This window comes from Klenkia terrae, assembly GCF_900491935.1.
Classification (GTDB): domain Bacteria; phylum Actinomycetota; class Actinomycetes; order Mycobacteriales; family Geodermatophilaceae; genus Klenkia; species Klenkia terrae.
Genome location: NZ_UEXK01000004.1, coordinates 1,080,164 through 1,104,218, shown reverse-complemented (window position 1 = coordinate 1,104,218; position 24,055 = coordinate 1,080,164). Strand labels below are relative to the sequence as shown.

Annotated in this window: 29 protein-coding genes; 21 read left to right on the top strand and 8 right to left on the bottom strand. The window is 76.4% G+C overall.

Features of this window, described 5'->3' with window-relative positions:
• Positions 1–119 precede the first annotated feature (119 nt).
• The 4 genes from LFA75_RS05690 (at position 120) to LFA75_RS05675 (ending at position 3,612) form a co-directional block, all read left to right on the top strand.
• On the top strand, positions 120–287 hold the full coding sequence (locus LFA75_RS05690) for a DUF3117 domain-containing protein (RefSeq protein WP_082522773.1): 168 nt from the start codon (positions 120–122) through the stop codon (positions 285–287).
• Positions 288–436: 149 nt separating this feature from the next.
• Positions 437–1,906 (top strand): leucyl aminopeptidase family protein, encoded by a 1,470-nt coding sequence (locus LFA75_RS05685; protein WP_225232715.1) that lies wholly within the window; start codon positions 437–439, stop codon positions 1,904–1,906.
• A gap of 14 nt (positions 1,907–1,920) precedes the next feature.
• The gene (locus tag LFA75_RS05680; RefSeq protein ID WP_225232714.1) at positions 1,921–2,100 is read left to right on the top strand and encodes an Rv0909 family putative TA system antitoxin; all 180 of its coding nucleotides are present in this window, start codon (positions 1,921–1,923) and stop codon (positions 2,098–2,100) included.
• 168 nt (positions 2,101–2,268) lie between these two features.
• The gene (locus tag LFA75_RS05675) at positions 2,269–3,612 is read left to right on the top strand and encodes a hypothetical protein (protein WP_225232713.1); all 1,344 of its coding nucleotides are present in this window, start codon (positions 2,269–2,271) and stop codon (positions 3,610–3,612) included.
• Positions 3,613–3,625: 13 nt separating this feature from the next.
• On the opposite strand, the gene LFA75_RS05670 is transcribed toward LFA75_RS05675, so the two are convergent.
• Entirely contained in the window at positions 3,626–5,086 is a 1,461-nt protein-coding gene (locus tag LFA75_RS05670) for a phytoene desaturase family protein (protein ID WP_225232712.1), read from the bottom strand.
• Positions 5,087–5,119: 33 nt separating this feature from the next.
• Here LFA75_RS05670 and LFA75_RS05665 point away from each other — a divergent pair, with 33 nt between their 5' ends.
• Both LFA75_RS05665 and LFA75_RS05660 read left to right on the top strand, forming a co-directional pair.
• Entirely contained in the window at positions 5,120–5,866 is a 747-nt protein-coding gene (locus tag LFA75_RS05665) for an alpha/beta fold hydrolase (protein WP_225232711.1), read from the top strand.
• On the top strand, positions 5,863–6,840 hold the full coding sequence (locus LFA75_RS05660) for a phosphatase domain-containing protein (RefSeq protein WP_225232710.1): 978 nt from the start codon (positions 5,863–5,865) through the stop codon (positions 6,838–6,840). Before LFA75_RS05665 ends, LFA75_RS05660 begins: the two co-directional genes overlap by 4 nt.
• On the opposite strand, the gene LFA75_RS05655 is transcribed toward LFA75_RS05660, so the two are convergent.
• Positions 6,809–7,783, bottom strand: coding sequence for an MsnO8 family LLM class oxidoreductase (locus tag LFA75_RS05655; protein WP_225232709.1), 975 nt, complete (start codon positions 7,781–7,783; stop codon positions 6,809–6,811). The two genes, LFA75_RS05660 and LFA75_RS05655, sit on opposite strands and share 32 nt — an antisense overlap.
• 52 nt (positions 7,784–7,835) lie before the next feature.
• Here LFA75_RS05655 and LFA75_RS24065 point away from each other — a divergent pair, with 52 nt between their 5' ends.
• From LFA75_RS24065 to LFA75_RS05645, 3 genes are read left to right on the top strand one after another with little or no spacing between them, the layout of a single operon-like run.
• Positions 7,836–8,117, top strand: a complete 282-nt coding sequence (locus tag LFA75_RS24065; RefSeq protein WP_404820933.1) for a hypothetical protein — start codon at positions 7,836–7,838, stop codon at positions 8,115–8,117.
• Entirely contained in the window at positions 8,114–8,395 is a 282-nt protein-coding gene (locus LFA75_RS24060; protein ID WP_336391803.1) for an SH3-like domain-containing protein, read from the top strand. The genes LFA75_RS24065 and LFA75_RS24060 overlap by 4 nt, the downstream gene beginning before the upstream one ends.
• Positions 8,392–8,982: a nitrile hydratase subunit alpha gene (locus tag LFA75_RS05645; RefSeq protein WP_225232708.1), complete on the top strand. Its 591-nt coding sequence runs from the start codon at positions 8,392–8,394 to the stop codon at positions 8,980–8,982. The genes LFA75_RS24060 and LFA75_RS05645 overlap by 4 nt, the downstream gene beginning before the upstream one ends.
• Positions 8,983–8,989: 7 nt before the next feature.
• On the opposite strand, the gene glgA is transcribed toward LFA75_RS05645, so the two are convergent.
• Together glgA and LFA75_RS05635 are read right to left on the bottom strand one after the other, a co-directional pair.
• On the bottom strand, positions 8,990–10,162 hold the full coding sequence (glgA, locus tag LFA75_RS05640; RefSeq protein ID WP_225232707.1) for a glycogen synthase: 1,173 nt from the start codon (positions 10,160–10,162) through the stop codon (positions 8,990–8,992).
• Positions 10,163–10,203: 41 nt separating this feature from the next.
• Positions 10,204–10,764 (bottom strand): hypothetical protein, encoded by a 561-nt coding sequence (locus LFA75_RS05635; protein WP_225232706.1) that lies wholly within the window; start codon positions 10,762–10,764, stop codon positions 10,204–10,206.
• Positions 10,765–10,820: 56 nt separating this feature from the next.
• On the opposite strand from LFA75_RS05635, the gene glgC reads away from it, so the two are divergent.
• Positions 10,821–12,044: a glucose-1-phosphate adenylyltransferase gene (glgC, locus tag LFA75_RS05630; protein ID WP_225232705.1), complete on the top strand. Its 1,224-nt coding sequence runs from the start codon at positions 10,821–10,823 to the stop codon at positions 12,042–12,044.
• A 6-nt stretch (positions 12,045–12,050) separates the two neighbouring features.
• Positions 12,051–12,545, top strand: a complete 495-nt coding sequence (locus tag LFA75_RS05625) for a 2'-5' RNA ligase family protein (RefSeq protein WP_225232704.1) — start codon at positions 12,051–12,053, stop codon at positions 12,543–12,545.
• Here LFA75_RS05625 and LFA75_RS05620 read toward each other — a convergent pair.
• Positions 12,542–13,216 carry an O-methyltransferase gene (locus LFA75_RS05620; RefSeq protein ID WP_225232703.1) on the bottom strand — a complete coding sequence of 225 codons (675 nt, stop codon included), beginning with the start codon at positions 13,214–13,216 and terminating at the stop codon, positions 12,542–12,544. The genes LFA75_RS05625 and LFA75_RS05620 overlap by 4 nt on opposite strands.
• Before the next feature lie 190 nt (positions 13,217–13,406).
• Between LFA75_RS05620 and sigE the strand changes: the two genes are divergently transcribed.
• From sigE to LFA75_RS05600, 4 genes are all read left to right on the top strand, one after another.
• Positions 13,407–13,970, top strand: a complete 564-nt coding sequence (gene sigE / locus LFA75_RS05615) for an RNA polymerase sigma factor SigE (protein ID WP_225232702.1) — start codon at positions 13,407–13,409, stop codon at positions 13,968–13,970.
• Positions 13,967–14,533, top strand: a complete 567-nt coding sequence (locus tag LFA75_RS05610) for an anti-sigma factor family protein (RefSeq protein WP_225232701.1) — start codon at positions 13,967–13,969, stop codon at positions 14,531–14,533. Before sigE ends, LFA75_RS05610 begins: the two co-directional genes overlap by 4 nt.
• A 174-nt stretch (positions 14,534–14,707) precedes the next feature.
• On the top strand, positions 14,708–16,048 hold the full coding sequence (locus LFA75_RS05605) for a S1C family serine protease (RefSeq protein ID WP_225232700.1): 1,341 nt from the start codon (positions 14,708–14,710) through the stop codon (positions 16,046–16,048).
• A gap of 61 nt (positions 16,049–16,109) precedes the next feature.
• Complete coding sequence (locus tag LFA75_RS05600) at positions 16,110–16,511, top strand: twin-arginine translocase TatA/TatE family subunit (protein ID WP_225232699.1); 402 nt, start codon at positions 16,110–16,112, stop codon at positions 16,509–16,511.
• 17 nt (positions 16,512–16,528) lie between these two features.
• On the opposite strand, the gene LFA75_RS05595 is transcribed toward LFA75_RS05600, so the two are convergent.
• Positions 16,529–17,680: an Mrp/NBP35 family ATP-binding protein gene (locus LFA75_RS05595; protein ID WP_225232698.1), complete on the bottom strand. Its 1,152-nt coding sequence runs from the start codon at positions 17,678–17,680 to the stop codon at positions 16,529–16,531.
• A gap of 129 nt (positions 17,681–17,809) precedes the next feature.
• Here LFA75_RS05595 and LFA75_RS05590 point away from each other — a divergent pair, with 129 nt between their 5' ends.
• Genes LFA75_RS05590 through LFA75_RS05565 form a run of 6 tightly spaced genes read left to right on the top strand, consistent with a single transcriptional unit; the run spans position 17,810 to position 22,169 of the window.
• Positions 17,810–18,499 (top strand): AzlC family ABC transporter permease, encoded by a 690-nt coding sequence (locus tag LFA75_RS05590; protein WP_225232697.1) that lies wholly within the window; start codon positions 17,810–17,812, stop codon positions 18,497–18,499.
• Positions 18,496–18,813 (top strand): AzlD domain-containing protein, encoded by a 318-nt coding sequence (locus LFA75_RS05585; RefSeq protein WP_225232696.1) that lies wholly within the window; start codon positions 18,496–18,498, stop codon positions 18,811–18,813. Before LFA75_RS05590 ends, LFA75_RS05585 begins: the two co-directional genes overlap by 4 nt.
• Positions 18,810–19,121: a CHY zinc finger protein gene (locus tag LFA75_RS05580; RefSeq protein ID WP_225232695.1), complete on the top strand. Its 312-nt coding sequence runs from the start codon at positions 18,810–18,812 to the stop codon at positions 19,119–19,121. Before LFA75_RS05585 ends, LFA75_RS05580 begins: the two co-directional genes overlap by 4 nt.
• Before the next feature lie 21 nt (positions 19,122–19,142).
• Positions 19,143–20,252, top strand: coding sequence for a M20 family metallopeptidase (locus LFA75_RS05575; RefSeq protein ID WP_225232694.1), 1,110 nt, complete (start codon positions 19,143–19,145; stop codon positions 20,250–20,252).
• Positions 20,242–21,654, top strand: a complete 1,413-nt coding sequence (locus LFA75_RS05570) for an aminotransferase class I/II-fold pyridoxal phosphate-dependent enzyme (RefSeq protein WP_225232693.1) — start codon at positions 20,242–20,244, stop codon at positions 21,652–21,654. The genes LFA75_RS05575 and LFA75_RS05570 overlap by 11 nt, the downstream gene beginning before the upstream one ends.
• Complete coding sequence (locus LFA75_RS05565; RefSeq protein WP_225232692.1) at positions 21,651–22,169, top strand: hypothetical protein; 519 nt, start codon at positions 21,651–21,653, stop codon at positions 22,167–22,169. Before LFA75_RS05570 ends, LFA75_RS05565 begins: the two co-directional genes overlap by 4 nt.
• A gap of 7 nt (positions 22,170–22,176) precedes the next feature.
• On the opposite strand, the gene LFA75_RS05560 is transcribed toward LFA75_RS05565, so the two are convergent.
• Positions 22,177–22,767 (bottom strand): DUF1003 domain-containing protein, encoded by a 591-nt coding sequence (locus LFA75_RS05560; RefSeq protein ID WP_225232691.1) that lies wholly within the window; start codon positions 22,765–22,767, stop codon positions 22,177–22,179.
• Positions 22,760–23,998, bottom strand: a complete 1,239-nt coding sequence (locus LFA75_RS05555; protein WP_225232690.1) for a magnesium transporter MgtE N-terminal domain-containing protein — start codon at positions 23,996–23,998, stop codon at positions 22,760–22,762. Before LFA75_RS05555 ends, LFA75_RS05560 begins: the two co-directional genes overlap by 8 nt.
• Positions 23,999–24,055 lie beyond the last annotated feature (57 nt).

Sequence of the window (24,055 nt, the reverse complement as noted above, 5' to 3'; positions counted from 1 at the left end):
TCATGTTGGTGGTCCGACCGGCATGCAGGAGAATGGACGCCAGCTCTGGTTCAGCAGTTGACGGACAGCCACACCGCGACCCACCACGGGGACGCGGGTGGCCGGTGAAGGAGGCACGCATGGCGGCCATGAAGCCGCGCACGGGTGAAGGTCCCCTCGAGGTCACCAAGGAGGGCCGCGGCCTGGTCATGCGCGTCCCGTTGGAAGGTGGGGGCCGGCTGGTGGTCGAGCTCTCCGCCGACGAGGCGGCAGCGCTCTCCGAGGCCCTCCAGGGCGCGATCAGCTGACCAGTCCCACACGAGATCAGACGGCCCCGGCCGCCGGCAGCACGCCGGCGACCGGGGCCGCTGTCGATCCGGGCGGGTCGACCGCCCCGCAACCCCGGGTCAAGCTGGCCACCAGCCTCCCCGAGCTGACCGAGGACGACGTCCTCGCCGTGCCCGTGGGTGCCCGGGGCGCGCTGCCGGACTGGCTGGCCGGCGCCGACCTGGACCCGGGGTGGGTGGCCGGCGCGCTGGCCGACACCGGCAACGGCGGCGCGCCCGGCGGCATCACCAACCTGCCGGTGCCCGGTCGGCGTCCACGGTCGCTGGTGGCGGTGGGGGTCGGCGACGCCACCCCGGCCCACCTGCGCAGCTACGTCGCGGTCGCCGTCCGCCGGGCGCAGACCCTCGCCGAGCACGGCGCCACCCGGCTGGTGCTCCCGCTGCCGGCCGGCGCCGGTCCCGAGCTCGTCCGGGTCGCCGCGGAGACCGTGCTGCTGGCCGGCCACCGGTTCCGCCAGACGTCCACCTCGCACCCGCCGCGGCTGGCCCGGGTGACCCTGGTCGTGCCGACCGCCGGGCCGGCCGAGGTCGACGCCCTGCACCGCGGGCTCGTCACCGCCGCGGCGGTGACCTGGGCGCGCGAGCTGGTGGCCACCCCGCCGGACACCGCCGATCCCGACTGGCTGGCCGAGGCCGCCCGGGAGCGGCTGGCCGGCCACGAACGGGTCACCACGACCGTGCTGGGACCCCGGCAGCTGCGGGCCGGGGGCTTCGGCGGCCTGCTCGCCGTGGGCGGCGGCTCGGACAGACCGCCGCGGCTGGTGGTCGCCGAGCACACCCCGCCGGGCGCCGCGGGCAGGCACGTGGTGCTCGTCGGCAAGGGCATCACGTTCGACACCGGCGGCATCTCGGTCAAGACCACCGCCGGCATGCGGCACATGCACACCGACATGGCCGGCGGTGCCGCCGTCCTGGCCGTCGTGGACGCGGTGGCCCGGCTGGGCCTGCCGGTGCGGGTGACCGCGGTGGTGCCGCTGGCGGAGAACGCGGTGTCCGGGTCGGCCTACCGACCCGGGGACGTGCTGACCCACGTCGGCGGGCGCACCACCGAGGTCCGGAACACCGACGCCGAGGGCCGGCTGGTGCTCGCCGACGCCCTGGCGCACGCCCGCCTCGTCCTCGGCGCCGACCTCCTCGTCGACGTGGCCACCCTGACCGGCGCCGCGCGCACCGCGCTCGGCGCCCGCACCGGGGCGCTGTACGCAACCGACGACGAGCTGGCCGACGGCCTGTTGGGCGCGGGCGGGGCAGCGGGCGAGCCGTGGTGGCGGATGCCGCTGGGCGAGGAGCACGTGGCGCACCTGCGACCGCAGATGGACAGCCCGGTCGCCGACGCCAACAACGCGCCCGGCAACCCCGGCGCGACCACCGCCGCGCTGTTCCTGCAGCCCTTCGCCGGCGACCTGCCGTGGGCGCACCTGGACATCGCCGGACCGGCCCGGGCCGCGGCGGACCACGGCGGCACCGTCAAGGGCCCCACCGGATTCGCGGTCGCCACGCTGCTGCGGTGGCTGGAGGGTTTCCGACCCCCGGCGGCGGGCACGGTCGAGGGAGAGCCGCGCCGTCCGGCGCGACCGTGAGGGAGGAGAGCACCGTGGCTGGACTCGGAGACAAGGCCAAGGACTTCCTGGGCAGCGACAAGGGCGAGAAGGCCAGCGACGGAGCCCTGGACAAGGGCGCCGACTTCGCCGAGGGCAAGGCGGGCGGGCACGCCGACCAGATCGCCAAGGGTCGCGACGCCGCCGACTCCAAGATCGGCGACGAGGGCCGCTGAGCCCGCCGTGGCCCGGTCGGCAGACCGGGCCACGGACCCGCCGGTGTCGGGCAGGATGCGGGGGGGACCGAGCCCGCGCAGCACGGAGTCGTCTTCCCCGCAGGCCCCGACGGACGACGCAGCACCGCGTCCCTGGGTCGCGCCGTCGTCGCCGACGCGCTGCGGGCGGTGGACCCGACCGGCGCCCGGGCCGCCGAGCAGGAGACGAACTGGCGGGCTGGCTACCTGCCGCACCTGCGCCGCCTGGTCGAGGCCGGGCTGGCCTCCCGGGAGGCCGCGGTGGGCATCGCCGACGCCGGGCTGGCCTCGCTGCACGACCGGATGCGGGTCGTGGTCGGCGGCGCCGAGCAGCCGTTGTCGGTGCTGGCGTCGTCGGCGCCGGACCGGCACCTGGGCACCGAGACGGTGCACGGGACGGCCGAGCCCGAGCGGGAGCTGACCGTGCCGTTCCGCGGCCGCCGGCTCGGCGGCGCCGACCTCGCCCGGCAGCTGGACGCCTGGGTGGCCGGCGGGGCCGTGGAGCCCAGCTGCGCCGAGGCCGTCGCCGCGGTCGCGGCCCACCCGGAGTGGCTGGCGCTGCCCGGCCGGACGGTGGCCGTGCTCGGCGCCGGCGCCGAGATGGGTCCGCTCACCGCGCTGCTGCGGTGGGGCGCGACCGTCGCCGCGGTGGACCTGCCCCGCCCGCAGCTGTGGGACCGGGTGCTCGACACCGCCCGCCGCGGTGCCGGCACGCTGCTGCTGCCCACGGCGCACGGCGTCCGCGGGGCCGACCTGATCGGCGAGGTGCCCGCCGTCGCCGACTGGCTGGGCGGGCTGGACGGCGTCCCGGTGCTGGGCAACTACGTCTACGCCGACGGCGCGACCAACGTGCGGGTGTCCACCGCCGTCGACGTGCTCACCCTCCGGCTGCGGGCCCAGCGCCCCGACCTGGCCCTGGCCTTCCTGGCCACCCCGACCGACGTGTTCGTGGTGCCGGGCGAGGCGGTGGAGGCCTCGGTCGCCGCCTACGCCGACCGCGGCCGGACGGCGAAGCTGCTGGGCCGCCCGCTGCGCACGCTGTCGGCGGGCCGGCTGCTGCAGCGGGCCTACGTGCCGGGCACCGACCCGGGGATCGCCGACAGCCTGGTGCCGCAGCAGGGGCCGAACTACGCGCTGGCCAAGCGGCTGCAGCGCTGGCGGGCGACCAGTGCGCGGGCGGCCGGCGCGGTGGTGTCGATGAACGTCGCGCCGCCCACCCGCACCCGGTCGGTGCTGAAGAACCGGGCGCTGGCCGCGGCGTACGCCGGGGCGCACCGGTTCGGCGTCGAGGTGTTCGAGCCGGCGACGTCCAACGTGCTGATGGCCGCGCTGCTGGTGCACGACCTGCACACCGACGGCGGGCCGCGGCACGACCTGCCGTGGCAGGACGAGGCCTACGCCGCCGCGCACGGCGGGCTGTGGCGGACCCCGTACGCCCCGCGCAGCGCGCTCGGCCTGGCCGCGGTGCTGGGGCTGGGCGCGGCGAGGGGCTAGGGACGGGGCGCGGCTAGGCCGGGCCGACCAGGCCGGCGACGATCTCCGCCGACAGCGTCACCAGCGGCAGCCCGCCGCCGGGGTGGGCGCTGCCGCCGACCAGGTAGAGCCCCGGCAGCGGGGAGGCGTTGGCCGGCCGCAGGAAGGCAGCGCGGGCGCCGTTGGACGACGTCCCGTAGATCGACCCGCCCACGCTGCCGGTGGCGCGGCCCAGGTCGGCCGGGGTGCGCACCTCGCGCCACCGGATGCGGTCGCGCACGTCCAGGCCGCGGCGGGCGAGGACGGCGAGCACCCGGTCGGCGTAGGAGTCGGCCAGGCCGGGCGCGTCCCAGTCGACGCCGCGGCCGGGCTCGTGCCGCGGTGCGTTGACCAGCACGAACCACGACTCGCTGTCCTCGTCGGGTCGGGTGGCCGGGTCGTCGGGGGCGCTGACGTAGACCGTGGGGTCGGCCAGCGGCCGCGGGTCGGTGAACAGGCCGTCGAACTCGGCGTCGTAGTCGTCGGGGAAGAGCACTGTGTGGTGGGCCAGGTCCGGCGTCCGGCCGCGCAGCGCGAGCAGCAGCACGAAGCCCGACGAGGACGGCGTCGCCCGGGCCAGCGTCGCCCGGGCCCGGCGCACCGGGGCGTCGGCGGGCAGCAGGCGGTCGTAGAGGGCGGTGGCGTCGGCGTTCACGACCACCGCGTCGGCAGGGACCCGCTCACCGCCGGCCAGTTGCACGCCCGTCGTCCGGCCGCCCTCGACGAGCACCCGGGTGACCGGGGTCGACGTGCGGACGACAGCGCCGCACTGCGCAGCCCGCTCGGCGACGGCCAGCGCCAGCCGGCGCAGCCCGCCGCGGACGTACCAGGACCCGAACGCCTGCTCCACCCAGGGCACGGTGGCCAGCGCGGCCGGGGCCCGGCGCGGGTCGGAGCCGGAGTAGGTGGCGTACCGGTCCAGCAGCACCCGCAGCCGGGGGTCGGTGAGGTACTGCGCGCCGAGCCCGCGCAGCGAGGACCACGGGGCGACGGTGCGGACGTCGTCGGCGGAGCGGGCCAGCCGGGCCAGCGTGCGGGCGCCCTGCAGCGGGGACCGCAGGAACGGCTGCTCGGTGGCCCGCCAGATCTCGCCGGCCCGGTCCAGCAGCGCCGACCACTCCGGCCCCAGGACCTCGCGCGCCCCCGACAGGTCACCCGGGACGGCGACGCGGGTGCCGTCGGCGAAGCGGTAGGTGACCGCCGGGTCGAGCCGGACGAGGTCCAGGACGTCGTCCAGCGGTGCGCCGGTGGCGGCGAACAGGTCGCGGAGGACCTGGGGCAGCGTGACCAGCGAGGGGCCGGTGTCGAAGCCGTGCCCGTCGCGGGCGAACCAGCCCAGCTTCCCGCCCACCTCCGGTGCCTGCTCGAGCACCGTCACCGTGTGCCCGGCCGCCGCCAGCCGCGCGGCCGCGGCCAGTCCGCCGAGCCCGGCCCCCACCACCACGACGCGCGCCATGCCGCCCACGGTAGGAGGACATACGGTGCGCAGGTGCCGGCCGACGTGTGGACCCCCGTCGAGCTGCGCACCGGGCGCACCGTCCGGGTGCACCACCGCGAGTCCGGGACCGGCGGCCGTCCGCTGGTCCTGGTGCACGGCCTGGGCATGTCGGGCCGGTCGATGGTCCCGGCGCTGCGCCTGCTGGGCCGCGACCGGCGCACCTTCGCCCCCGACCTGCCCGGGTACGGCCGCACCCGCGGGGGTGGTCGCGCGCTGGGCGTCACCGGGCTCGCCGACGCGCTCAACCGCTGGCTGGACGCCGTCGGGCTCGACGAGGTCGACCTGGTAGGGCACTCGCTGGGCGCGCAGGTGGTCGCGGCCGCCGTCCGGGCGCGGCCCGAGCGGGTCCGGCACCTGGTCCTGGTCGGCCCGACGCGGGACCCGTCCGCGCCCACCTGGGTCGGCCAGGCCTGGCGGCTGCTGCGCGACGCCCCACGGGAGCGGCCGGCGCTGCTGCTCGTCGCCGTCGTGGACTACCTGCGCGCCGGGCCGCTGACCATGGTCGCCGTGCTGCGGCACGCGCTCCGGCGCCCGGAGGAGCAGTCGATGGGCGCGGTCGACGTCCCGGCGTTGGTGCTGCGCGGCAGCCGCGACCCCGTCGCCGGCCAGCGCTGGTGCGAGGACCTGGCCGCCGTGCTGCCCCAGGGCCGGCTGCAGGTGGTCCCCGGTGGGCCGCACGGGCTGCTCTTCTCCGCCCCGGCGGAGGTCGCCGTGGCCGTCACGGAGTTCTGCCGGTGAGCCGGGCGATCACCGCGGCCTACCGGCTGGAGACCGGGCTGCGCGACCTCGCGTCACGGATCGCCCGGGGCTTCGGCTGGACGCCGGTGGCCATCCCGTACCCGGGGTACGGCAGCGGCGGGCGGGGGCGGGTGCTCGGCCGGGGGCTGCTCGCGCCGGCCGGCACCCACCCGGAGTCCCGGCTGCGGATCCCCGGCTGGCAGCGCTTCCTCACCCTGGAGGCGCCGCGCACCGGGGTGGACGTGGAGGTCGCCGGTGTCCGGCAGCAGCTCACCAGCGACGACGACGGGCTGCTGGACGCCGTCCTGGAGGTGCCGGACCCGCTGACCGGCCGCCCGTCGGTCCCGGTGCGGATGGGGACCGGACGACGGTCGGCCACCGCCCCGCTGCACCTGGCCTCGATCGACGCGCACCGCGGCGTGGTCTGCGACATCGACGACACCGTGCTGGTCACCGAGATCGCGCACCCGCTGCGCGCGGCCTACCGGACGTTCGTGCAGCGCAGCCGGAACCGGCGCGCGGTGCCGGGGATGGCCGACCTGCTGCGCGAGCTCACCGCCGGCCGCGAGCACGTGCCGGTGCTGTACCTGTCCAACGGGCCGTGGAACCTGATCGGTCCGCTGTCCGCGTTCCTCGAGCGCAACGGCTTCCCGCCCGGGGCGCTGCTGCTCACCGACTGGGGCCTGCAGCCCGACCGGTGGTTCCGGGACGGCCAGGCGCACAAGCGCGGGTCGCTGCTGCGGCTCGCCGAAGACATGCCCGGGGTGGACTGGACGCTCGTCGGGGACACCGGCGAGCACGACCCGGCGCTGTACGAGGAGTTCGCCACCGCGCACCCCGACCGGGTCGCGGAGATCCTGCTGGTCGACGCCGCGGTCGGCGGTCCGGTGGTCGACCGGCTGGGCACCATCCCGGTGCTGCGGGCCCCGGACGGCGCCGGTCTCAGCCGAGCACGGGCGACGCTGCACGGCTGAGCAGCTCGGCCAGCGCCGCGTCGGACTCGGCCAGGGCGCCGCGGTCGTAGGTGCTGGAGGAGGCCACCAGCTCGGCCGCGCCGGTCCGCTCGAGCAGCTCGCCGACCTGCTCGGCCACCTGGGCCGGCGTGCCGGTGATCGACCGGGACTGCTCGACGTAGCGCCGCTGCGCCGGGGTCATCGCCCCGATCGAGTCCACCGGCTGCAGGGCCGGGAAGGTGCCCGTCGTCCGGGCCTGCGCCATCGCCCAGGCCTCGGGCAGCGCCAGCCGGCGGGCGTCGGCGGCGGTCCCGGCGACCAGCACGTCCGCGGACACGCCGACCCACGGCGCCGGCTGCGCGGCCGAGGGCACGAACGCCTGCCGGTACCGGTCCAGCGCGTCCGGGTCGTCCAGCACCGGGCCGCCGACGACGACCGGCAGGCCCAGCTGCGCGGCGACCTGCAGCCCGTGCCCGGTGGCCAGCACGAACACCGGCACGGGTGCGGCCGGCCGCGGGTGCGCGGTGATCTCCGCGGTGCCGGCCAGGTGGGCGCGCAGCTCCGCGACGTCGGCGGCGAAGTCGGTGTCCTGCTGGCGCAGCGCCCGGCGGACCGGGGCGGTGAAGCCGGGGGAGCGGCCCACGCCCAGGTCGACCCGGCCCGGTGCCACCGCGGCCAGGGTGGCGAACTGCTCGGCGACGACGAGGGGCTGGTGGTGCGGCAGCATCACGCCCGCCGACCCCAGCCGGATCCGCGAGGTGGCCCCCGCCAGCACCGCGAGCAGCACGGCCGGCGCCGACCCGGCCACCCCGGGCACGCCGTGGTGCTCGGCCACCCAGAACCGGTCGTAGCCCAGTGCCTCGGCCCGCCGCGCCCGCTCCACGGTGTGCCCGATCGCATCGGCGTCGCTGCTGCCCACCCGGGTGCGGGTGCGGTCCAGCAGGGAGAGCCCGACGTCGTCCATGCCGGGTGCAACGCAGCCGGTCGCCGTCTGCGTCCCGTGGTAGGACGGTCGCGTGAGCCGGATCAACGACGTCGGTGGCATGGCCGGGTTCCCCGCGATCGTGGAGGAGCCTGACGAGCCGCGGTTCCACGAGGACTGGGAGGCCCACGTCTTCGCGCTCAACGGGGCGCTGATCAAGCGCGGGGTCTACAACCTGGACGAGTTCCGGGACGCCCAGGAGCGGCTGCCGGTGGCGCAGTTCCTGGGGTCCTCCTACTACGAGCGCTGGTTCGCCGCGATCAGCACGCTGCTGGTCGAGAAGGGTGTCGCGGCGCCCGGGGACCTGGAGCCGTGACCGCCTACGCGCCCGGCGACCGGGTGCGGACCCGGACCGCCGACCCGGCCGGGCACACCCGGCTGCCCCGATACGCCCGGGGCGCCACGGGCACCGTCGTCCAGGTGGCCGGGTCGCACCCGCTGGCCGACGACCGGGCCCGCGGGCTCGACGTCCCGGCCCAGCCGGTCTACCACGTGCGGTTCGCCGCCCGGGACCTGTTCGGCGACGGCGACCACGGGGTCACCGTCGAGCTCTGGCACGACCACCTCGACCACGACACGGAGGGACGGGCATGAGCGACGACCACGGCAGCTCGCTGATCTCGGCCCGGGTCCGGCACGTCGAGGCGCTGCTGGAGTCCCGCGGTCTGCTGGACGCGGGGGAGATCGACACCCGGATCGACGAGTTCGCGGCGGGCGGGACGCCGGCCAACGGCGCCCGCGTGGTCGCCCGGGCCTGGGTGGACGACGGCTTCCGCGACCGGCTGCTGGCCGACGCCAACGCCGCGCTGCCCGAGGTCGGCCTGTCGATGGCCGGCGGCCTGCAGGAGCAGCGGCTCAAGGTCGTGGCCAACGGACCGGACGAGCACCACGTGCTGGTCTGCACGCTGTGCAGCTGCTACCCGATCGCGCTGCTGGGGCCCTCGCCCAGTTGGTACAAGTCCGAGGCCTACCGCTCCCGCGTCGTCCGGGACCCGCGGTCGGTCCTGGCCGAGTTCGGCCTCGACCTGCCCGCGGGCACCCGGATCGAGGTCTGGGACGCCTCGGCGGAGTCCCGGTACATGGTGCTGCCGCGCCGTCCCGAGGGCACCGAGGGGCTGACCGAGGACCAGCTGGCCGGGCTGGTCACCCGCAAGGGCCTGATCGGGACGGCGGCGGTCTGACCCTGGGCTAGCTCCTCGCGGCCAGGACCCGCTGGTAGACCGCGACGGTCTGCTCGGCGATCGCCGGCCAGCCGAACTCCGCGAGCACCCGGTCCCGGCCGGCCGCACCCATGCCGGCGGCCCGGTCGGGGTCGGCCAGCAGCTCGGTCATCCGGGCCGCGAGACCGGCGGCGAACGCGGCCGGGTCGGCCTCGTCGTAGGGCACCAGCAACCCGGTCCGGCCGTCGTCGACGACCTCCGGGATGCCGCCCACGGCCGAGGCGACCACGGCGGTGCCGCACGCGGCGGCCTCCAGGTTGACGATCCCCAGCGGCTCGTAGACCGACGGGACGACGAACACCGTGGCGCCGGTGATCAGCGGGACCAGCTTCTGGCGCGGCAGCATCTCCTCGATCCAGACCACGCCGGTGCGCTGCTGCTGCAGCCGGGCCACCGCGTCGGCGACCTGCTGCCGCTCGGCCGGGGTGTCCGCGGCGCCGGCGCACAGCACCAGCCCGGCGTCGGGCGGCAGCTGCTCGGCCGCGGCCAGCAGGTGGACCAGGCCCTTCTGCCGGGTGATCCGGCCGACGAACAGGGCGTAGGGCCGGTCGGGGTCCACGCCGACGGAGCGGACGACGTCGTCGTCGTGGACCGGCCGGTAGGCCTCGGCGTCCACCCCGTTGCCGACGACCAGGACCTTGTCCGGGTCCAGCTCGGGGTAGGCGTCCAGCACGTCGGTGCGCATGCCGTTGCTGACCGCGATGACCGCGTCGGCGGCCAGGTAGGCGGTGCGCTCCACCCAGGAGGACAGCCGGTAACCACCACCGAGCTGGTCGGCCTTCCACGGCCGGCGAGGCTCCAAGGAGTGCGCGGTCACCACGTGCGGGATGCCGTGCACCAGGGAGGCCAGCTGGCCGGCGTGGTTGGCGTACCAGGTGTGCGAGTGCACCAGGTCGGCCCCGGCCAGCGCGGCGGCGATCTCGACGTCCACGCCGACGGCCTGCAGCGCGCCGTTGGCCTCGGCCAGCCCGGCCGGGACGGCGTGCGCGGTGGCGTCCTCGCGCGGCCCGCCGAAGCAGTGCACGTCGAGCTCGGGTCCGTCGGCGAGCCCGCGCACCGCGGCCACGAGGTGCTCGACGTGCACCCCGGCCCCTCCGTAGACGTCCGGCGGCCATTCCCTGGTGACGACTCCCACGCGCATGGGCCGAACCCTAGATGTCGCGGGCCCCCGGGGAACCGCGATCAGTCCTGGGGGTCGTCGCAGTCGAAGTCGCCGCGGACCGACGGGACCGGCGCGCCGAGCTCCTCGAGGGCGGCGTGCACCCGGTGGGCCGCGCAGCACTCGGGGTACGGGGGCTCGTGCCAGCCGGCCATCGGGTCGGGCGCGGGGTGCTCGACGGCCAGGTCCGGGCCGCCGTCCCAGTGGTCGCAGTGCTCGCCCGGGTAGCCGACCAGGTCGGCGCTGCCGCGGCGGAGCGCGACGACCAGGCCCTCCGGGCAGGGGGTGCCGGTCCAGCGGCCGATGCTCTCCAGCAGGTCGCCGTAGAGGGCGGTCCAGTCGGCCAGCTGCGGGCCCACCGGGGTCAGCGTGCGCGCGCGGCCACCGGCGACGACGTCCACGCCCGAGAGGCCCAGGGCGTCGCCGCTGCGCTGCAGCCGGAAGACCACGAGCGCCTCGTCGGTGCCGCGGTCGAGCTCGACGGCGGCCCGCAGGTCGACCAGGCAGCGCGCCACGGCGAGGTCGGCGGCCCGGCGGGCGGCCTCGATCGCGGCGCTGCGGGGGAGTGCGCGGCTGAGCTTCACGCGGACAGCATGGCACCGGGTGCGCACCTGGCCGGGGTAGCCGTTAGGTTCACCACATGCGTGGCAGCCCGCGGGTACTCGGCATCGTCCTGGCTGGTGGAGAGGGCAAGCGCCTCTCCCCGCTCACCCAGGACCGGGCCAAGCCGGCGGTGCCCTTCGGGGGCAACTACCGGTTGGTCGACTTCGTGCTCTCCAACCTCGTCAACGCCGAGATCCGGCAGATCGCCGTGCTGACGCAGTACAAGAGCCACAGCCTGGACCGGCACATCACCACGACCTGGCGGATGAGCAGCCTGCTGGGCAACTACATCACCCCGGTGCCCGCCCAGCAGCGCCTCGGGCCGCGCTGGTTCACCGGCAGCGCCGACGCCATCTTCCAGTCGCTGAACCTGATCCACGACGCCCGGCCCGAGATCGTCGTCGTCTTCGGTGCCGACCACGTCTACCGCATGGACCCCGCGCAGATGATCGACCAGCACCTGCAGACCGGGGCCGGCGTGACCGTCGCCGGGCTGCGCGTGCCGCGGCACGAGGCCACCGAGTTCGGCGTCATCGACGCCGACGCCGACGGCAAGGTCAAGGGCTTCCTGGAGAAGCCGGCCGACCCGCCGGGCCTGCCCGACTCCCCGGAGGAGAGCTTCGCGTCGATGGGGAACTACGTGTTCACCACCGAGGCGCTGCTGGAGGCGCTGCGCGCCGACGCCGAGGACGACGCCTCCGTGCACGACATGGGCGGCTCGATCATGCCGATGCTGGCCGACAAGGGCGAGGCGTGGGTGTACGACTTCTCCACCAACGTCGTCCCCGGCGCCACCGAGCGCGACCACGGCTACTGGCGCGACGTGGGCACCATGGACAGCTACTACGACGCGCACATGGACCTGCGGTCGGTCTCCCCGGTGTTCAACCTCTACAACGACCGGTGGCCGATCTACACGCTGCCCCCGCAGCTGCCGCCGGCGAAGTTCGTGCTGGGCGGCCGCGCCGAGGACTCCATGGTCAGCGCCGGGGTGATCATCGCCGGCGGGTCGGTCCGCGGGTCCGTGGTCAGCCCCGGGGTGCGGGTCGACGGCTCCAGCAGCGTCGAGGACAGCGTGCTCATGGACGGCGTGCACATCGGCGAGGGCGCGGTGGTCCGCCGGGCGATCCTGGACAAGAACGTCGTCGTCCCGCCGTTCGCCCGGATCGGGGTCGACCACGAGGCCGACCGCTCCCGCTACCACGTGAGCGCCGGCGGCGTGACCGTGCTCGGCAAGGGCGCCCGCGCCATCCTCGACTGAGCCACGGTGCAGCCCCTGGTCGTCACGCTGCTGCTGGACGCCGAGGCCCAGCAGCGGTTCGACGGGCTGCGCGAGCGGCACTTCCCGGCCGACCGGAACCACCTGGCCGCGCACGTCACGCTGTTCCACGCGGTGCCCGGCGAGCACGAGGACGCCGTCCGGGCCGACCTGGCGGCCGCGGCCGACCGGCCGGGGTTCGACGTCGAGGTGGCCGGGCTGCGCCTGCTCGGCGGCGGGGTCGCGTTCGACCTGCGCTCGGACGACGTCACCGACCTGCGGACGGCGCTGGCCCGGTCCTGGGCGCCGTGGCTGACCCGGCAGGACGCTCAGTGGCGGCACCCGCACGTGACGGTGCAGAACAAGGTCGCCCCCGAGGTGGCCCGCGCCCTGCACGCGGACCTGGCCGCGGACTTCACGCCGTACCGGGTGCCGGCCGTGGGCCTCGGGCTCTGGCGCTACCTCGGTGGCCCGTGGGAGCCGGTGGAGCGCTACCTCTTCTAGCTGCGCTTGGTGGCGACCAGCAGGCCGGCGCCGACCGGGATGACCGCGCGGACCAGGTCCTCGTCGTCCTTGACCGCGCGGACCAGCTCGCGCCAGGCGACGGTCTGCGGGTCGCGCTGGGAGCGGTCGCCCACCGACGACGCGCTGATGCCGTGCAGCACCAGCGACCCGCCGGCGCGGACCAGGCCCAGCAGCGCGGGCAGCTGCTTGCTGTACTCCGCGGGGGGACCGGCACAGCAGACCAGGTCGTAGGCGGCCGGGGACAACCGCGGCAGCACCTCGCCGACCGTGCCGAAGATCAGCCGGGTGCGGCCGCTGGGCAGCCCGGCGTCGGTGAAGGTGCGGCGGGCGGCGCGCAGCTCGGTCGGGTCGGCGCCCAGCGCGGTCAGCCCGCCGTCGGCCCGCATGCCCTGCAGCAGCCACAGCCCGGCGACGCCGCCGCCGCCGCCGATGGTCACCACGGAGCGGGCGCCGACCCCGGCGGCCAGCACGGCCAGCACGGCACCGACGGCGGGCTCGACCGGCGGCACGGTGCCCAGCGCGTCGACCGCGGCGGTGGCCCGGTGCCGGGCCTGGGCGAGCGCGGGGGACTCGGCGGCGAAGGTGTCCGCGTACGCCGCCGCGTCGGGGGTCTGCCCGCCCGGGGGCGGCGGTCCGGCGGCGCTGGTCACCCGGCGAGGGTAGTGGCCCCGGCCGCCGACGGGCGCACCGGGAACCGCCGTGGACCCGGCGGGAACACGGCGTACCTGCTCGTCCGTTGGTACGGGTGTGCGCCTGAAGCGTCCCTCGTCCGAGTCGACCGGCCCGTCGTCGACACCCACCGACCCGGCCGGGTCCGCCGCGGTCTGGGATGCTGGGGTGGTGACCGAGCCCGCTGCTGCCGACGTCTGGGTGGCCCCGACCTGGGAGCAGGTCGTCCGCGACCACTCCGCCCGGGTCTACCGCCTGGCCTACCGGCTCTCGGGCAACGCCCACGACGCCGAGGACCTCACCCAGGAGACCTTCGTCCGGGTGTTCCGCTCCCTGGCGTCGTTCTCCCCGGGCACCTTCGAGGGCTGGCTGCACCGGATCACCACGAACCTGTTCCTGGACATGGTGCGGCGGCGCCAGCGGATCCGCTTCGACGCCCTCCCCGAGGACACCGAGCGGCTCCCCGGCAGCGCGCCCAGCCCCGAGCAGGTCTACACCGACACCCACCTCGACCCCCAGGTGCAGGCCGCGCTCGACGCGCTGTCGCCGGAGTTCCGGGTGGCGGTCGTGCTGTGCGACATCGAGGGCCTGACCTACGAGGAGATCGCCGCCACGCTGGGCATCAAGCTCGGCACGGTGCGCAGCCGAATCCACCGCGGGCGGGTGCAGCTCCGCGAGGCCCTGGCCCACCTGGCACCGGGCCGTCGTCCCGTGCTCGAGGAGGGGCTGCGGTGAACATCCCGGTGAGCCACCTGGCCCAGGAGGCCATCGCCGCGCTGGTCGACGGCGAGCTGTCCGGCGTCGCCGCTGGCCGCGCCGCCCGGCACCTCACCGGGTGCGCCCAGTGCCGGCTGGCCGTCGAGGCCCAGCGCGAGGCCAAGGAGGCCCTGCACACCAGCCGCGACGTCGCCGTCCCCGGTGACCTGCTCAGCCGGCTGCAGGCCATCCCGTTCACCGCCGACGTGTCCGCCTCGGGCGGCTTCGGCGGTTCGGGCACCCTGCTCGCCTCGCCGGACCGGGTGATCGGCGGCGGGTTCTCCGCACCGCTCACCCCGCAGGAGACCCCCGACCGTCCGGGGCAGGCCCGCTGGCTGCGCCGCGGCGTGGCCGCCGGTCTGGCCGGGATCGGCGTCGGCGTGGTGGCTCTGGCGGTCAGCCTGCCCAGCGGCGGCCAGCCCGGTCCGGTGGCCCGCCCCGACACCGGCAGCGCGGCGACGTCCGGTGAGCGCACCGCCGTCGTCCCGCCGGTCGTCCGCACCGTCACGGTCGGCACGGAGCTGACCGGCGGCACCCCCTGACCGAGCGATCCGCAGGAGCCCCGGAGGACGCCGGGTACGTCCGGCCGGCGGGGACCGACGGGTCCTTCGACCGCCCGGCAGCCCCGGCGCCGGGGCACCGTCCCGTCCCGCCCCCGCCGCCGGAGCAGCAGGCCGCCTTCGGCCGGCCCGCCGACGTCGAGGGCTCGTTCGCCGGTGACCGCCCCGTGGCCNGTGCTGCGCGCCTTCGCCCCCCGCGACGGCCAGAGCGGCCTGGGCCTGCCGCCCGGTGGCCGCCCCGGCGCCCGGCGCACGTCGTCGGGTCCGTGGTGGAAGCCCGACGCCGCGGCCGACCCGTGGCGCGACCCGCTGGCCCCCTCGAGCCTGGGCCGGCCCGCGGAGTACGTCGAGGAGTCCGAGCCCCAGGGGCCGATCCAGGTCGACGCGAAGGGTCGCCGCCGGCTGCGGCTGGGCGACATCACGCTGCCGGTCGCGGTGATCGCCGTCCTGTCGCTGCTGTTCGTCGCCGCCCTCGGCGGCACGCTGAGCTGGTACCTGGGCCGCACCGCGACCGAGTCGCCGCTGCTGACCGCCAACACCCAGCTGTCCGAGGTCTCCCCGGGGATCAGCCGGGCGCCCGGCTCGGTCGCCGACATCGCCCAGCAGGTGGGCCCCGCCGTCGTCTCCATCGAGGTGCGGGTCGGTGACTCCGGGGCCACCGGGTCCGGCGTCGTCGTCGACGCGGAGAACGGCTACATCATCACCAACAACCACGTGGTCTCCGGCGCCGACGACGTCGAGGGCGCCGAGATCCGCGCGGTCTTCTCCGACGGCAGCGGGTCCGACGCGCGGATCGTGGGCCGCGACCCGGCCAGCGACATCGCGGTGATCAAGGTGGAGAAGCCCGGCCTGGTGGCCGCCTCCCTCGCCACGGCCGGCTCGGTCGTCGTCGGCGACCCGGTGGTGGCCATCGGCTCGCCGCTGGGCCTGGCCGGCACGGTGACCAGCGGGATCGTCAGCGCGCTGGACCGGCCGGTGCGGCTGTCGGGGGAGGGCAGCGACACCAACGCGGTGATCAGCGCCATCCAGACCGACGCCCCGATCAACCCGGGCAACTCCGGCGGCGCCCTCGTCGACGGCACCGGAGCGGTGATCGGCATCAACACCGCCATCGCCTCGCTGGGCGGCAGCGGCACCACCGGCGGCTCGATCGGGCTCGGCTTCGCCATCCCGATCGACACCGCCCGGGACATCGCCGAGCAGCTGATCAGCACCGGCACCGCGGTGCACGCCTCGCTCGGGGTGCAGGCCCGGTCGGTCACCGACGGCGCCCGCGACGGCGCCCTGGTGGTGAACGTGGAGCCCGGCAGCCCCGCCGAGGCCGCCGGCATCGAGGAGCAGGACGTCATCATCGCCGTCGACGGCACGCCGGTCGGGTCCTCGGAGGAGCTGCAGGTGGCCGTGGACAGCAAGTCCCCCGGGGACACCGTGACCGTCGAGCTGGTCCGCGACGGCGGCTCCTCGACCGAGGTCCAGGCCACGCTCACCACGGCCTGAGCCGACACCCAGGCACGCTGCCTACAGTTGCCCTCGACGACCCGCGGGAGGGGATGAGCAGGTGTTCGACTCGATCGGCTGGGGCGAGATCATCGTCCTCGGGTTGGCCGCGCTGTTCATCTTCGGCCCCGACCGCCTGCCCACCCTGGCCAAGGACGCCGCGCAGGGCCTGAAGAAGGTGCGCGAGATGGTCACCGGTGCGCGCGGTCAGCTGCAGGACAGCCTGGGCGACGACTTCGACCAGCTGCGCGACCTCGACCTGCGCAAGTACCACCCGAAGACGTTCATCCGCGACCAGCTCATGGGCGACGACGGGCCGGTCGTGACCCGGGGCAGCGGCCGCACCTCGGCCACCGCGGCGGTCGCCGGGACCGCCGCGGTGGCCGGTGCGAGCGCGTTGTCCCGGGCGGGCGCGCCCCGGGACCGGTCGCAGCCGGCGCCCTACGACACCGACGCGACCTAGGCCCCGAGGCCGCGGGCCTACCTCCGGACGGGGGTGAGGCCCAGCGACATCCCGGACAGACCGCGGGAGCGGACCGCGAGGCCCTCGGCGATCTTCTCCAGCGCCTGGGCCGCGGGGGCGTCGGGCTGGGCGAGCACGATCGGCGCACCGGCGTCGCCGGCCTCGCGCAGCCGGGTGTCCAGCGGGATCTGGCCCAGCAGCGGCACCCGGGCGCCGAGGGTCTTGGTCAGCGCGTCGGAGACCGCCTGGCCGCCGCCGGAGCCGAAGAGCTCCATGCGGGAGCCGTCGGGGAGCTCCAGCCAGGACATGTTCTCGACCACGCCGACCACCTGCTGGTGGGTCTGGGTGGCGATCGCCCCGGCGCGCTCGGCCACCTCGGCGGCGGCCTGCTGCGGGGTGGTCACGACCAGGATCTCGGCGTTGGGCACCAGCTGGGCCACCGAGATCGCCACGTCGCCGGTGCCCGGGGGCAGGTCCATGAGCAGCACGTCCAGGTCGCCCCACCAGACGTCGGCGAGGAACTGCTGCAGCGCGCGGTGCAGCATCGGCCCGCGCCAGACGACCGGGGTGTTGCCCGGGGTGAACATGCCGATCGAGATGACCTTCACCCCGTAGGCCTGCGGGGGCATGATCATGTTGTCGACCTGGGTCGGCTTGTCCTCGACGCCCAGCATGCGGGGGACGGAGTGGCCGTAGATGTCGGCGTCGACGACGCCGACGCTCAGCCCGCGCTTGGCCAGCGAGGCGGCCAGGTTCACCGTGACGCTGGACTTGCCGACCCCGCCCTTGCCGGAGGCGACAGCGTAGACGCGGGTCAGCGAGCCGGGCTGGGCGAAGGGGATGACGGCCTCGGGGGCGTCGGTGCCGCGGACGGTCTTGCGCAGCTCCGCGCGCTGCTCGTCGTTCATGACGTCGAGCCCGACCTTGACGCCGGTGACGCCGGCGACGCCGGAGACGGCCTCGGTGACCCGGCTGGTGATGGTCTCGCGCATCGGGCAGCCGGAGACGGTCAGGTAGACGTCCACCTCGACCAGGCCGTCCGCACCGATCCGGACGTCCTTGATCATGCCGAGCTCGGGGAGCGGCCGGTTGATCTCGGGGTCCTGGACCGTGGCCAGGGCGGCGTTGACGGCGTCGGCGGCCGGGGTGGCGGTCAGCGTCTCGGACATGCGGTGGTGGGTCTCCTCGCATCGGTGGGGGCCCGCGTCGTCCCGGTCGCCCGCACCCGAGCGGGGCGGCGACCTGCGCAGCAGGCCGTCCACCACTGTACGGCGGCCGGCGTCCTAGAGTCCGGGCTCGTGACGGACCCCGCACGCGCTGCCCGGCGGGCGACCATCCGGGACGCCCTGGGGCTGGGCGTGGCCGTCGGCCTCTACGGCGCCGCCTTCGGGGCCGCCGCGGTCGCCGCGGGGCTGGACGCCTGGCAGGCCTGCGCCCTGTCGCTGCTGATGTTCACCGGTGCCTCGCAGTTCGCCCTGGTCGGCGTGCTGGGCGCCGGCGGCGGCGTGCTGGCCGCGGTCGGCAGCGCCGTGCTGCTGGGCACCCGCAACACGATCTACGGCGTCCGGCTGGTGCCGTTGCTGCAGCCCAGGGGCGGACTGCGGCGGCTGGGGACGGCGCACCTGGTCATCGACGAGTCCACCGCGCTGGCCCTGGCCGCCCCCGACCGGGCCAACGCCCGGCTGGCCTTCACCGTCGGCGGCGGGTCGATCTTCCTGGGCTGGAACATCACCACGCTGATCGGTGCGCTGGGTGCCGACGCGCTGACCGGGGCGTCGCTGGCCGCGCTGGACGCCGTCGTCCCGGCCGCGTTCCTGGCGCTGCTGTGGCCGCGGCTGCAGCGGAGCTGGGCCGAGCCGGCCGCCCAGCGGCGGGTGGCCCTGGGCGGCGCGGTGGTCGCGCTGGCGCTCACCCCGTTCGTGCCGGCGGGGGTGCAGGTGATCACCGCCGTCGTCGCGGTGGCCCTGGCCGGGCGGTGGCGGCGGTGAGCGGGCTCTGGCTGGCGGTGCTGCTCGGGTCGCTGGGCTGCTACCTGCTGAAGGTCGCCGGGCTGAGCGTGCCGGCCGCGTGGGTCGAGCACCCGGTGGTGGCCCGGGTGGTCGACTTCGTGCCGGCGGCGCTGCTGGCCGCGCTGGTCGCGGTGCAGGCCGCGACCTCCGGGTCGGCCCTGGTGGTGGACGGCCGGCTGGCCGGGCTCGTGGTGGCCGCGGTCGCGCTGGCGCTGCGGGCGCCCTTCGTCGTCGTCCTGCTGCTGGCGGGGCTGACCGGGGCCGGCGTGCACTGGCTAGGGTCGGGCGGGTGACCACCGTGGCCGGGGAGCTCGTCGACGAGCAGACCCGCTGCGCGCACTACCGCACCGACCTGGACGTCGTGGCGATCCGGTTCGCCTGCTGCGAGCCCTACTACGGCTGCCACCTGTGCCACGCGGCGTGCGCCGACCACCCCGCCGTCGTCTGGCCGGCCGACGACCGGTCGGTGCACGCGGTGCTGTGCGGGGTCTGCCGCGGCACCCTGTCGATCGCGGACTACACGGTGGCCGACGGCTGCCCGCACTGCGCGGCCCCGTTCAACCCCGGGTGCCGGCTGCACCACCACCTCTACTTCGGCTGACCGGGTGGCAGGCTCGGGCCCGTGGACGATCCGGGTGCCGTGGCCACCGCGTTGAAGGCCGAGCTCGTGGGCATCGACAGCGTCAACCCAGGCCTGGTGCCCGGCGCCGCCGGCGAGCGGCGGATCGTGGCCCACCTGCGCGACCGGCTGGACCGCGCCGGCTTCGCCACCACCGTCGTCCCGTCGGCCGGGCCGGGCGACCGGCCCAGCCTGGTCGCCGTGCCGCCCGGTCCCGCGGGACGCCCGACGGTGCTGCTCAACGGGCACCTGGACACCGTCGGGGTCACCGGGATGGCCCGGCCGTTCGCCCCGCGGGTGGACGGCGACCGGTTGTCCGGTCGGGGTGCCGCGGACATGAAGGGTGGGGTCGCCGCCCTGGTGACGGCCGCCGAGGGTCTGGTGGACGGGCCGGTGCGGGCGGTGCTGGCCCTGGTGGCCGACGAGGAGGACGCCAGCACCGGCACCGAGGCCGTGCTGGCCGCGCTGCCCGACCTGGGCGTGCGCCCCGACGTCTGCGTGGTCGGCGAGCCCACCGACCTGGCCCTCGCGCGCACGCTGCGCGGGTTCGTCGTGCTGCGGGTCCGGTTCACCGGCCGGGCCGCGCACAGCTCGCAGCGCGACCTGGGGGTCGACGCGATCGCGCACCTGGGCCGGTTCCTGGCGGCGGTCGAGGACCGGGCGGGCGCGGTGCGGGCCGGGGGCGGTGAGCTCATGGTCACCGTCGTCCGCGGTGGCACGTCTCCCTTCGTCGTCGCCGACGCCGCGGAGTGCCTGGTGGAGCGGCGCACCGTGCCCGGGGAGGACTCGGCGTCGGCGCTGGCCGAGGTGCGGGCCCTGCTGGCCCCGGACTGGGCAGCCGAGGTCGACCTCGTCGCGGCCCGGGAACCCTGGCAGCTGGACGACAAGGGGCCGGCGGCCGACCTGGCCGACGCCCTCGGCGGCGCACTGGGCACCGGCCGCACCCTCGACGCCCCCTACTGGATGGAGGCGGCGCTCTGGCAGCAGGTGTGCCCGGCCCTGGTGTGCGGGCCCTCCGGCGGCGGGCTGCACGCCGTCGACGAGTGGGTCGACCTGCGCCAGGTCCGCGCCTTCACCACCGCCCTGCTGCAGGTGCTGCCGCGTGTCCGCTGACCCCCGTGGGCTGCGCGGCGACGCCCCCCTGCTGGACGCCTGGCTCCGCTTCCGCGAGCAGCCGGTCACCCCGTTCACCATCCCCGGCCACAAGCAGCGCCACGACCTGGTCGGCGACGTGGTGGCCGGCGACGTCCCGCTGTACGGCGGACTGGACACGGTGCACCTGGACGCCGGGGTGCTGGCCGACGCCGAGGCGCGGGCCGCCCGGCTGTGGGGGGCCGACGTCTGCCGGTTCTCCACCGGTGGGGCCACCCACGCCAACCAGGCGGTCGCGCTGGCGGTCGGCCGCCCCGGCGACGAGGTCGTGGTCAGCCGCACCCTGCACCGGTCGATGCTGATCGGGCTGGTGCTGGCCGGGCTGGTCCCGGTGTGGGTCCGGCCCGACGTCGACCCGGCCACCGGCCTGCCGCTGGGCGTGGCCCCGGCGACGGTGGCCCGTGCGCTGGCCGAGCACCCCCGCGCCCGGGCGGTGTTCGTCGGCGACCCCTCCTACGTCGGCACGGTCGGCGACGTGGCCGGGCTGGCCGACGCCGCGCACGCCCACGACGTCCCGCTGGTCGTGGACGGCGCCTGGGCGGCGCACTTCGGCTTCCACCCCGACCTGCCCCGGCACGCCCTGCAGCTGGGCGCCGACGTGCTGGTCACCAGCGCGCACAAGACGCTGCCGGCCTGGAGCCAGGCCGCCCTCGTGCTCGCCCGCACCCAGCGGGTGGACCCGGTCCGGCTGGACGCCGGGGTGGAGGCCACCGCCACCACCAGCCCGGCCGGCGCGGTGCTGGCCAGCACCGACGCCGCCCGCGCACTGCTGGCCCGGGACGGCGAGCAGCTGCTCGGCGCGGCGATGGCCGCCGCCCGGCGGGCCCGCGACCGGCTGGCCGACGTGTCCGGCCTCGTGCTGGTGGACGGTGACCCGCTGGTGCTCACCCTCGTGCTGCCGGGCACCGGCGCGGACGGGCTGGCCGTGGAGCGGGACCTGCTGGCCGCCGGCCTCCCGGTGGAGGCCGCCGAGCGGGACCTGGTCAAGGCGGTGGTCACCCTGGCCGACGACGACCGCAGCCTGGGCGCGTTCACCGACGTCGTCACCGCCTCGGTGCAGCGGCACCGCGGCGTCCCGCGGCCGGTGGTGGGGGCCGCGGTCTACGGCGTGGTGCCGGTGCCCGTGCTGCCGCCGCGGGAGGCGTTCTTCGCCGACCGGGAGGCCGTCCCGCTCGCCGACGCGGTGGGCCGGGTCTGCGCCGAGCTGGTCGCGCCGTACCCGCCGGGCATCCCGGTGCTGGCGCCGGGGGAGGAGGTCACCGCGGCCGCCCTGGCTGCGCTGGCCGCCGCCGCGGACGCCGGCGTCCGGATCGCCTACGCCGCCGACCCCACCCTGGCGACCCTGCAGGTGGTGCGTCGGTGAGCGGGCTGCCGGAGCGCTGGGGAGTCACCGACGCGGAGGCCGCGGCCACCTACGGCTGCGACGAGCTGGCGCCCGACGCCCCCGGCCGCTGGCTGCGCGGGGTGGACGTCGCCGCCCCGGTGGAGGTGGCGTTCCGCTGGCTGTGCCAGCTGCGGGCCGCGCCCTACAGCTACGACCTGGTCGACAACCTCGGCCGGCGCAGCCCGCGGACGCTGACCCCCGGCCTGGACGAGCTCGAGGTCGGCCAGCGGGTGGCCACGGTGTTCCGCCTGCACGCCTTCGTCCCCGGCCGCGAGCTCACCCTGGTGCTGCCGCCGAGACCGGTGGCGCGGGCCAGCGGGGACATGGTGGTCAGCTACGCCGCCCTGCCGGGGGCCGCCGCCGGCACGAGCCGGCTGGTCGCCGTCCTGCGGGTGCAGCCGCTGCCCCGCCCGGTGGCGGCGGCGCTGTGCTGGGGCGACCTGGTGATGATGCGCCGGCAGCTGCAGGTCCTCGCCGGGCTGGCAGCCGGCTGAGCGCGGGTCAGGAGGAGGGCCGGTCGGCGCCCTTGTCCCGGTCCACCCGGTGCTCCCGGGCCTCGCGGGTCTGCTGCTCGCGCTTGCGCTTGCGCTCCTTGCGGCGGCGGGCCGCGGCCTCGTCGTCAGGCGGGGCAAGCCGGTCCAGCTCGCTGCGGATGAAGTCGCGGGTGGCCAGTTCGCCGATCGCGACGCGCAGCGAGGCCAGCTCGCGGGCCAGGTACTCGGTGTCCGCACGGGTCTGCTCGGCCCGGGCGCGGTCCTCCTCGACCTGCACCTTGTCCCGGTCGGTCTGCCGGTTCTGGGCCAGCAGGATCAGCGGGGCGGCGTAGGCGGCCTGGGTGGAGAACGCCAGGTTGAGCAGGATGAACGGGTAGGGGTCGAACCGCAGCGAGATCCAGGCGATGTTGATCGCGATCCAGATGATCACGATGATCGTCTGGATCGCCAGGTAGCGGCCGGTGCCCAGGAACCGGGCGATCCGCTCGGCGTAGAAGCCCACCGCGTCGGGGTTGAAGGTGGGGCGCCAGCCGCGGACGCCGCCGGGCTGGTCGAGCTGCAGGTCCGCCCGCCGGGCGGTCTCGCGCGCGTCAGCCACGCCGGGCCCGCTCGCGCCAGTCGTCGGGCAGCAGGGCGTCCAGGACGTCGTCCACGGTGACCGCGCCCAGCAGCCGGCCGCCGGCGTCCACGACCGGGGCGGCCACCAGGTTGTAGGTCGCGAAGTACCGGGTGACCTCGGCCAGCGGGGCCTCCGGGCGCAGCGGCTCCAGGTCGTCGAGCACGCCGGAGACCAGAGTGAACGGGGGCTCGCGGAGCAGCCGCTGGATGTGCGCCAGGCCCAGGTAGCGACCGGTCGGGGTGGCCGAGGGCGGCCGGCAGACGTACACCTGGCTGGCCAGCGCGGGGGTGATCTCCTCCGAGCGCACCCGGGCCAGCGCCTCGGCGATGGTCACGTCGGGGGCGAGGATGACCGGCTCGCTGGTCATCATCCCGCCGGCGGTGTCCTCGGAGTAGTCCAGCAGCTGGCGCACCGACTTGGCGTCGTCGGGCTCCATGAGGCTCAGCAGCCGGTTGCGGTCGGCGCCGGGCAGCTCGCCGAGGAGGTCCGCGGCGTCGTCGGGGTCCATCTCCTCCAGGACGTCGGCGGCGCGGTCCTCGTCCAGGCTGCGCAGGATGGTGATCTGCTCGGCCTCGGGCAGCTCGCCCAGCACGTCGGCCAGCCGGCCGTCGTCCAGGGCCTCGGCGACCTCGTTGCGCCGCTTGTCCGGCAGGCCCTGCAGCTGGTGCGCGAGGTCGGCGGGCTTGAGCTCGCGGTAGGTGGCGATGAGCGTCTCGGCGCTCTGCCCGGCCTCCTCCAGCGACAGCCCGGCGACCTCGTCCCAGGCGACCTGGTGCAGCTGACCGCGGCGGCCGAACCGGCCGGGCTCGGCGACGGCCAGCCGGGTGATGACCCAGTCGCCGGTGCGGTTCTGCTCCATCGAGGCGTCGACGACGACGGCGGGCCGGCCGTCCTCGGTCATCGTCACCCGGCGGTCCAGCAGCTCGCCCAGCACCAGGGTCTCCCCGGCGCGCTGCTCGAAGTGCCGCAGGCTCAGCGTGCCGGTGCTCAGGGTGACCGCGGCGGCGTCGATCCGGGTGACCCGGCCCATCGGCAGGAAGATCCGCCGGCGGGCGACCACCTCGAGGACCAGGCCCAGGATGCGCGGGGGTGCGGTGCCCACCCGCAGCGCCACGACGGCGTCGCGGACCTTGCCGACCCGGTCGCCGGACGGGTCGAACACGGTCAGCCCGGCGACCCGGGAGACGTAGGCCCTCAGCACGGTGGTCACGGCGCCTCCAGCGTGCACAGGACGGGATTCGACCACCGGCGGGGGCCCCGGGAGGGG

Coding starts and splice junctions, on each gene's coding strand:
- LFA75_RS05670 (WP_225232712.1), bottom strand. CDS start 5,086: ATGGCGCGCGTCGTGGTGGTGGGGGCCGGGCTCGGCGGACTGGCCGCG.
- glgC (WP_225232705.1), top strand. CDS start 10,821: ATGCGTGGCAGCCCGCGGGTACTCGGCATCGTCCTGGCTGGTGGAGAG.
- LFA75_RS05645 (WP_225232708.1), top strand. CDS start 8,392: ATGAGCGACGACCACGGCAGCTCGCTGATCTCGGCCCGGGTCCGGCAC.
- LFA75_RS05595 (WP_225232698.1), bottom strand. CDS start 17,680: ATGTCCGAGACGCTGACCGCCACCCCGGCCGCCGACGCCGTCAACGCC.
- LFA75_RS05690 (WP_082522773.1), top strand. CDS start 120: ATGGCGGCCATGAAGCCGCGCACGGGTGAAGGTCCCCTCGAGGTCACC.
- LFA75_RS05655 (WP_225232709.1), bottom strand. CDS start 7,783: ATGGACGACGTCGGGCTCTCCCTGCTGGACCGCACCCGCACCCGGGTG.
- glgA (WP_225232707.1), bottom strand. CDS start 10,162: ATGCGCGTGGGAGTCGTCACCAGGGAATGGCCGCCGGACGTCTACGGA.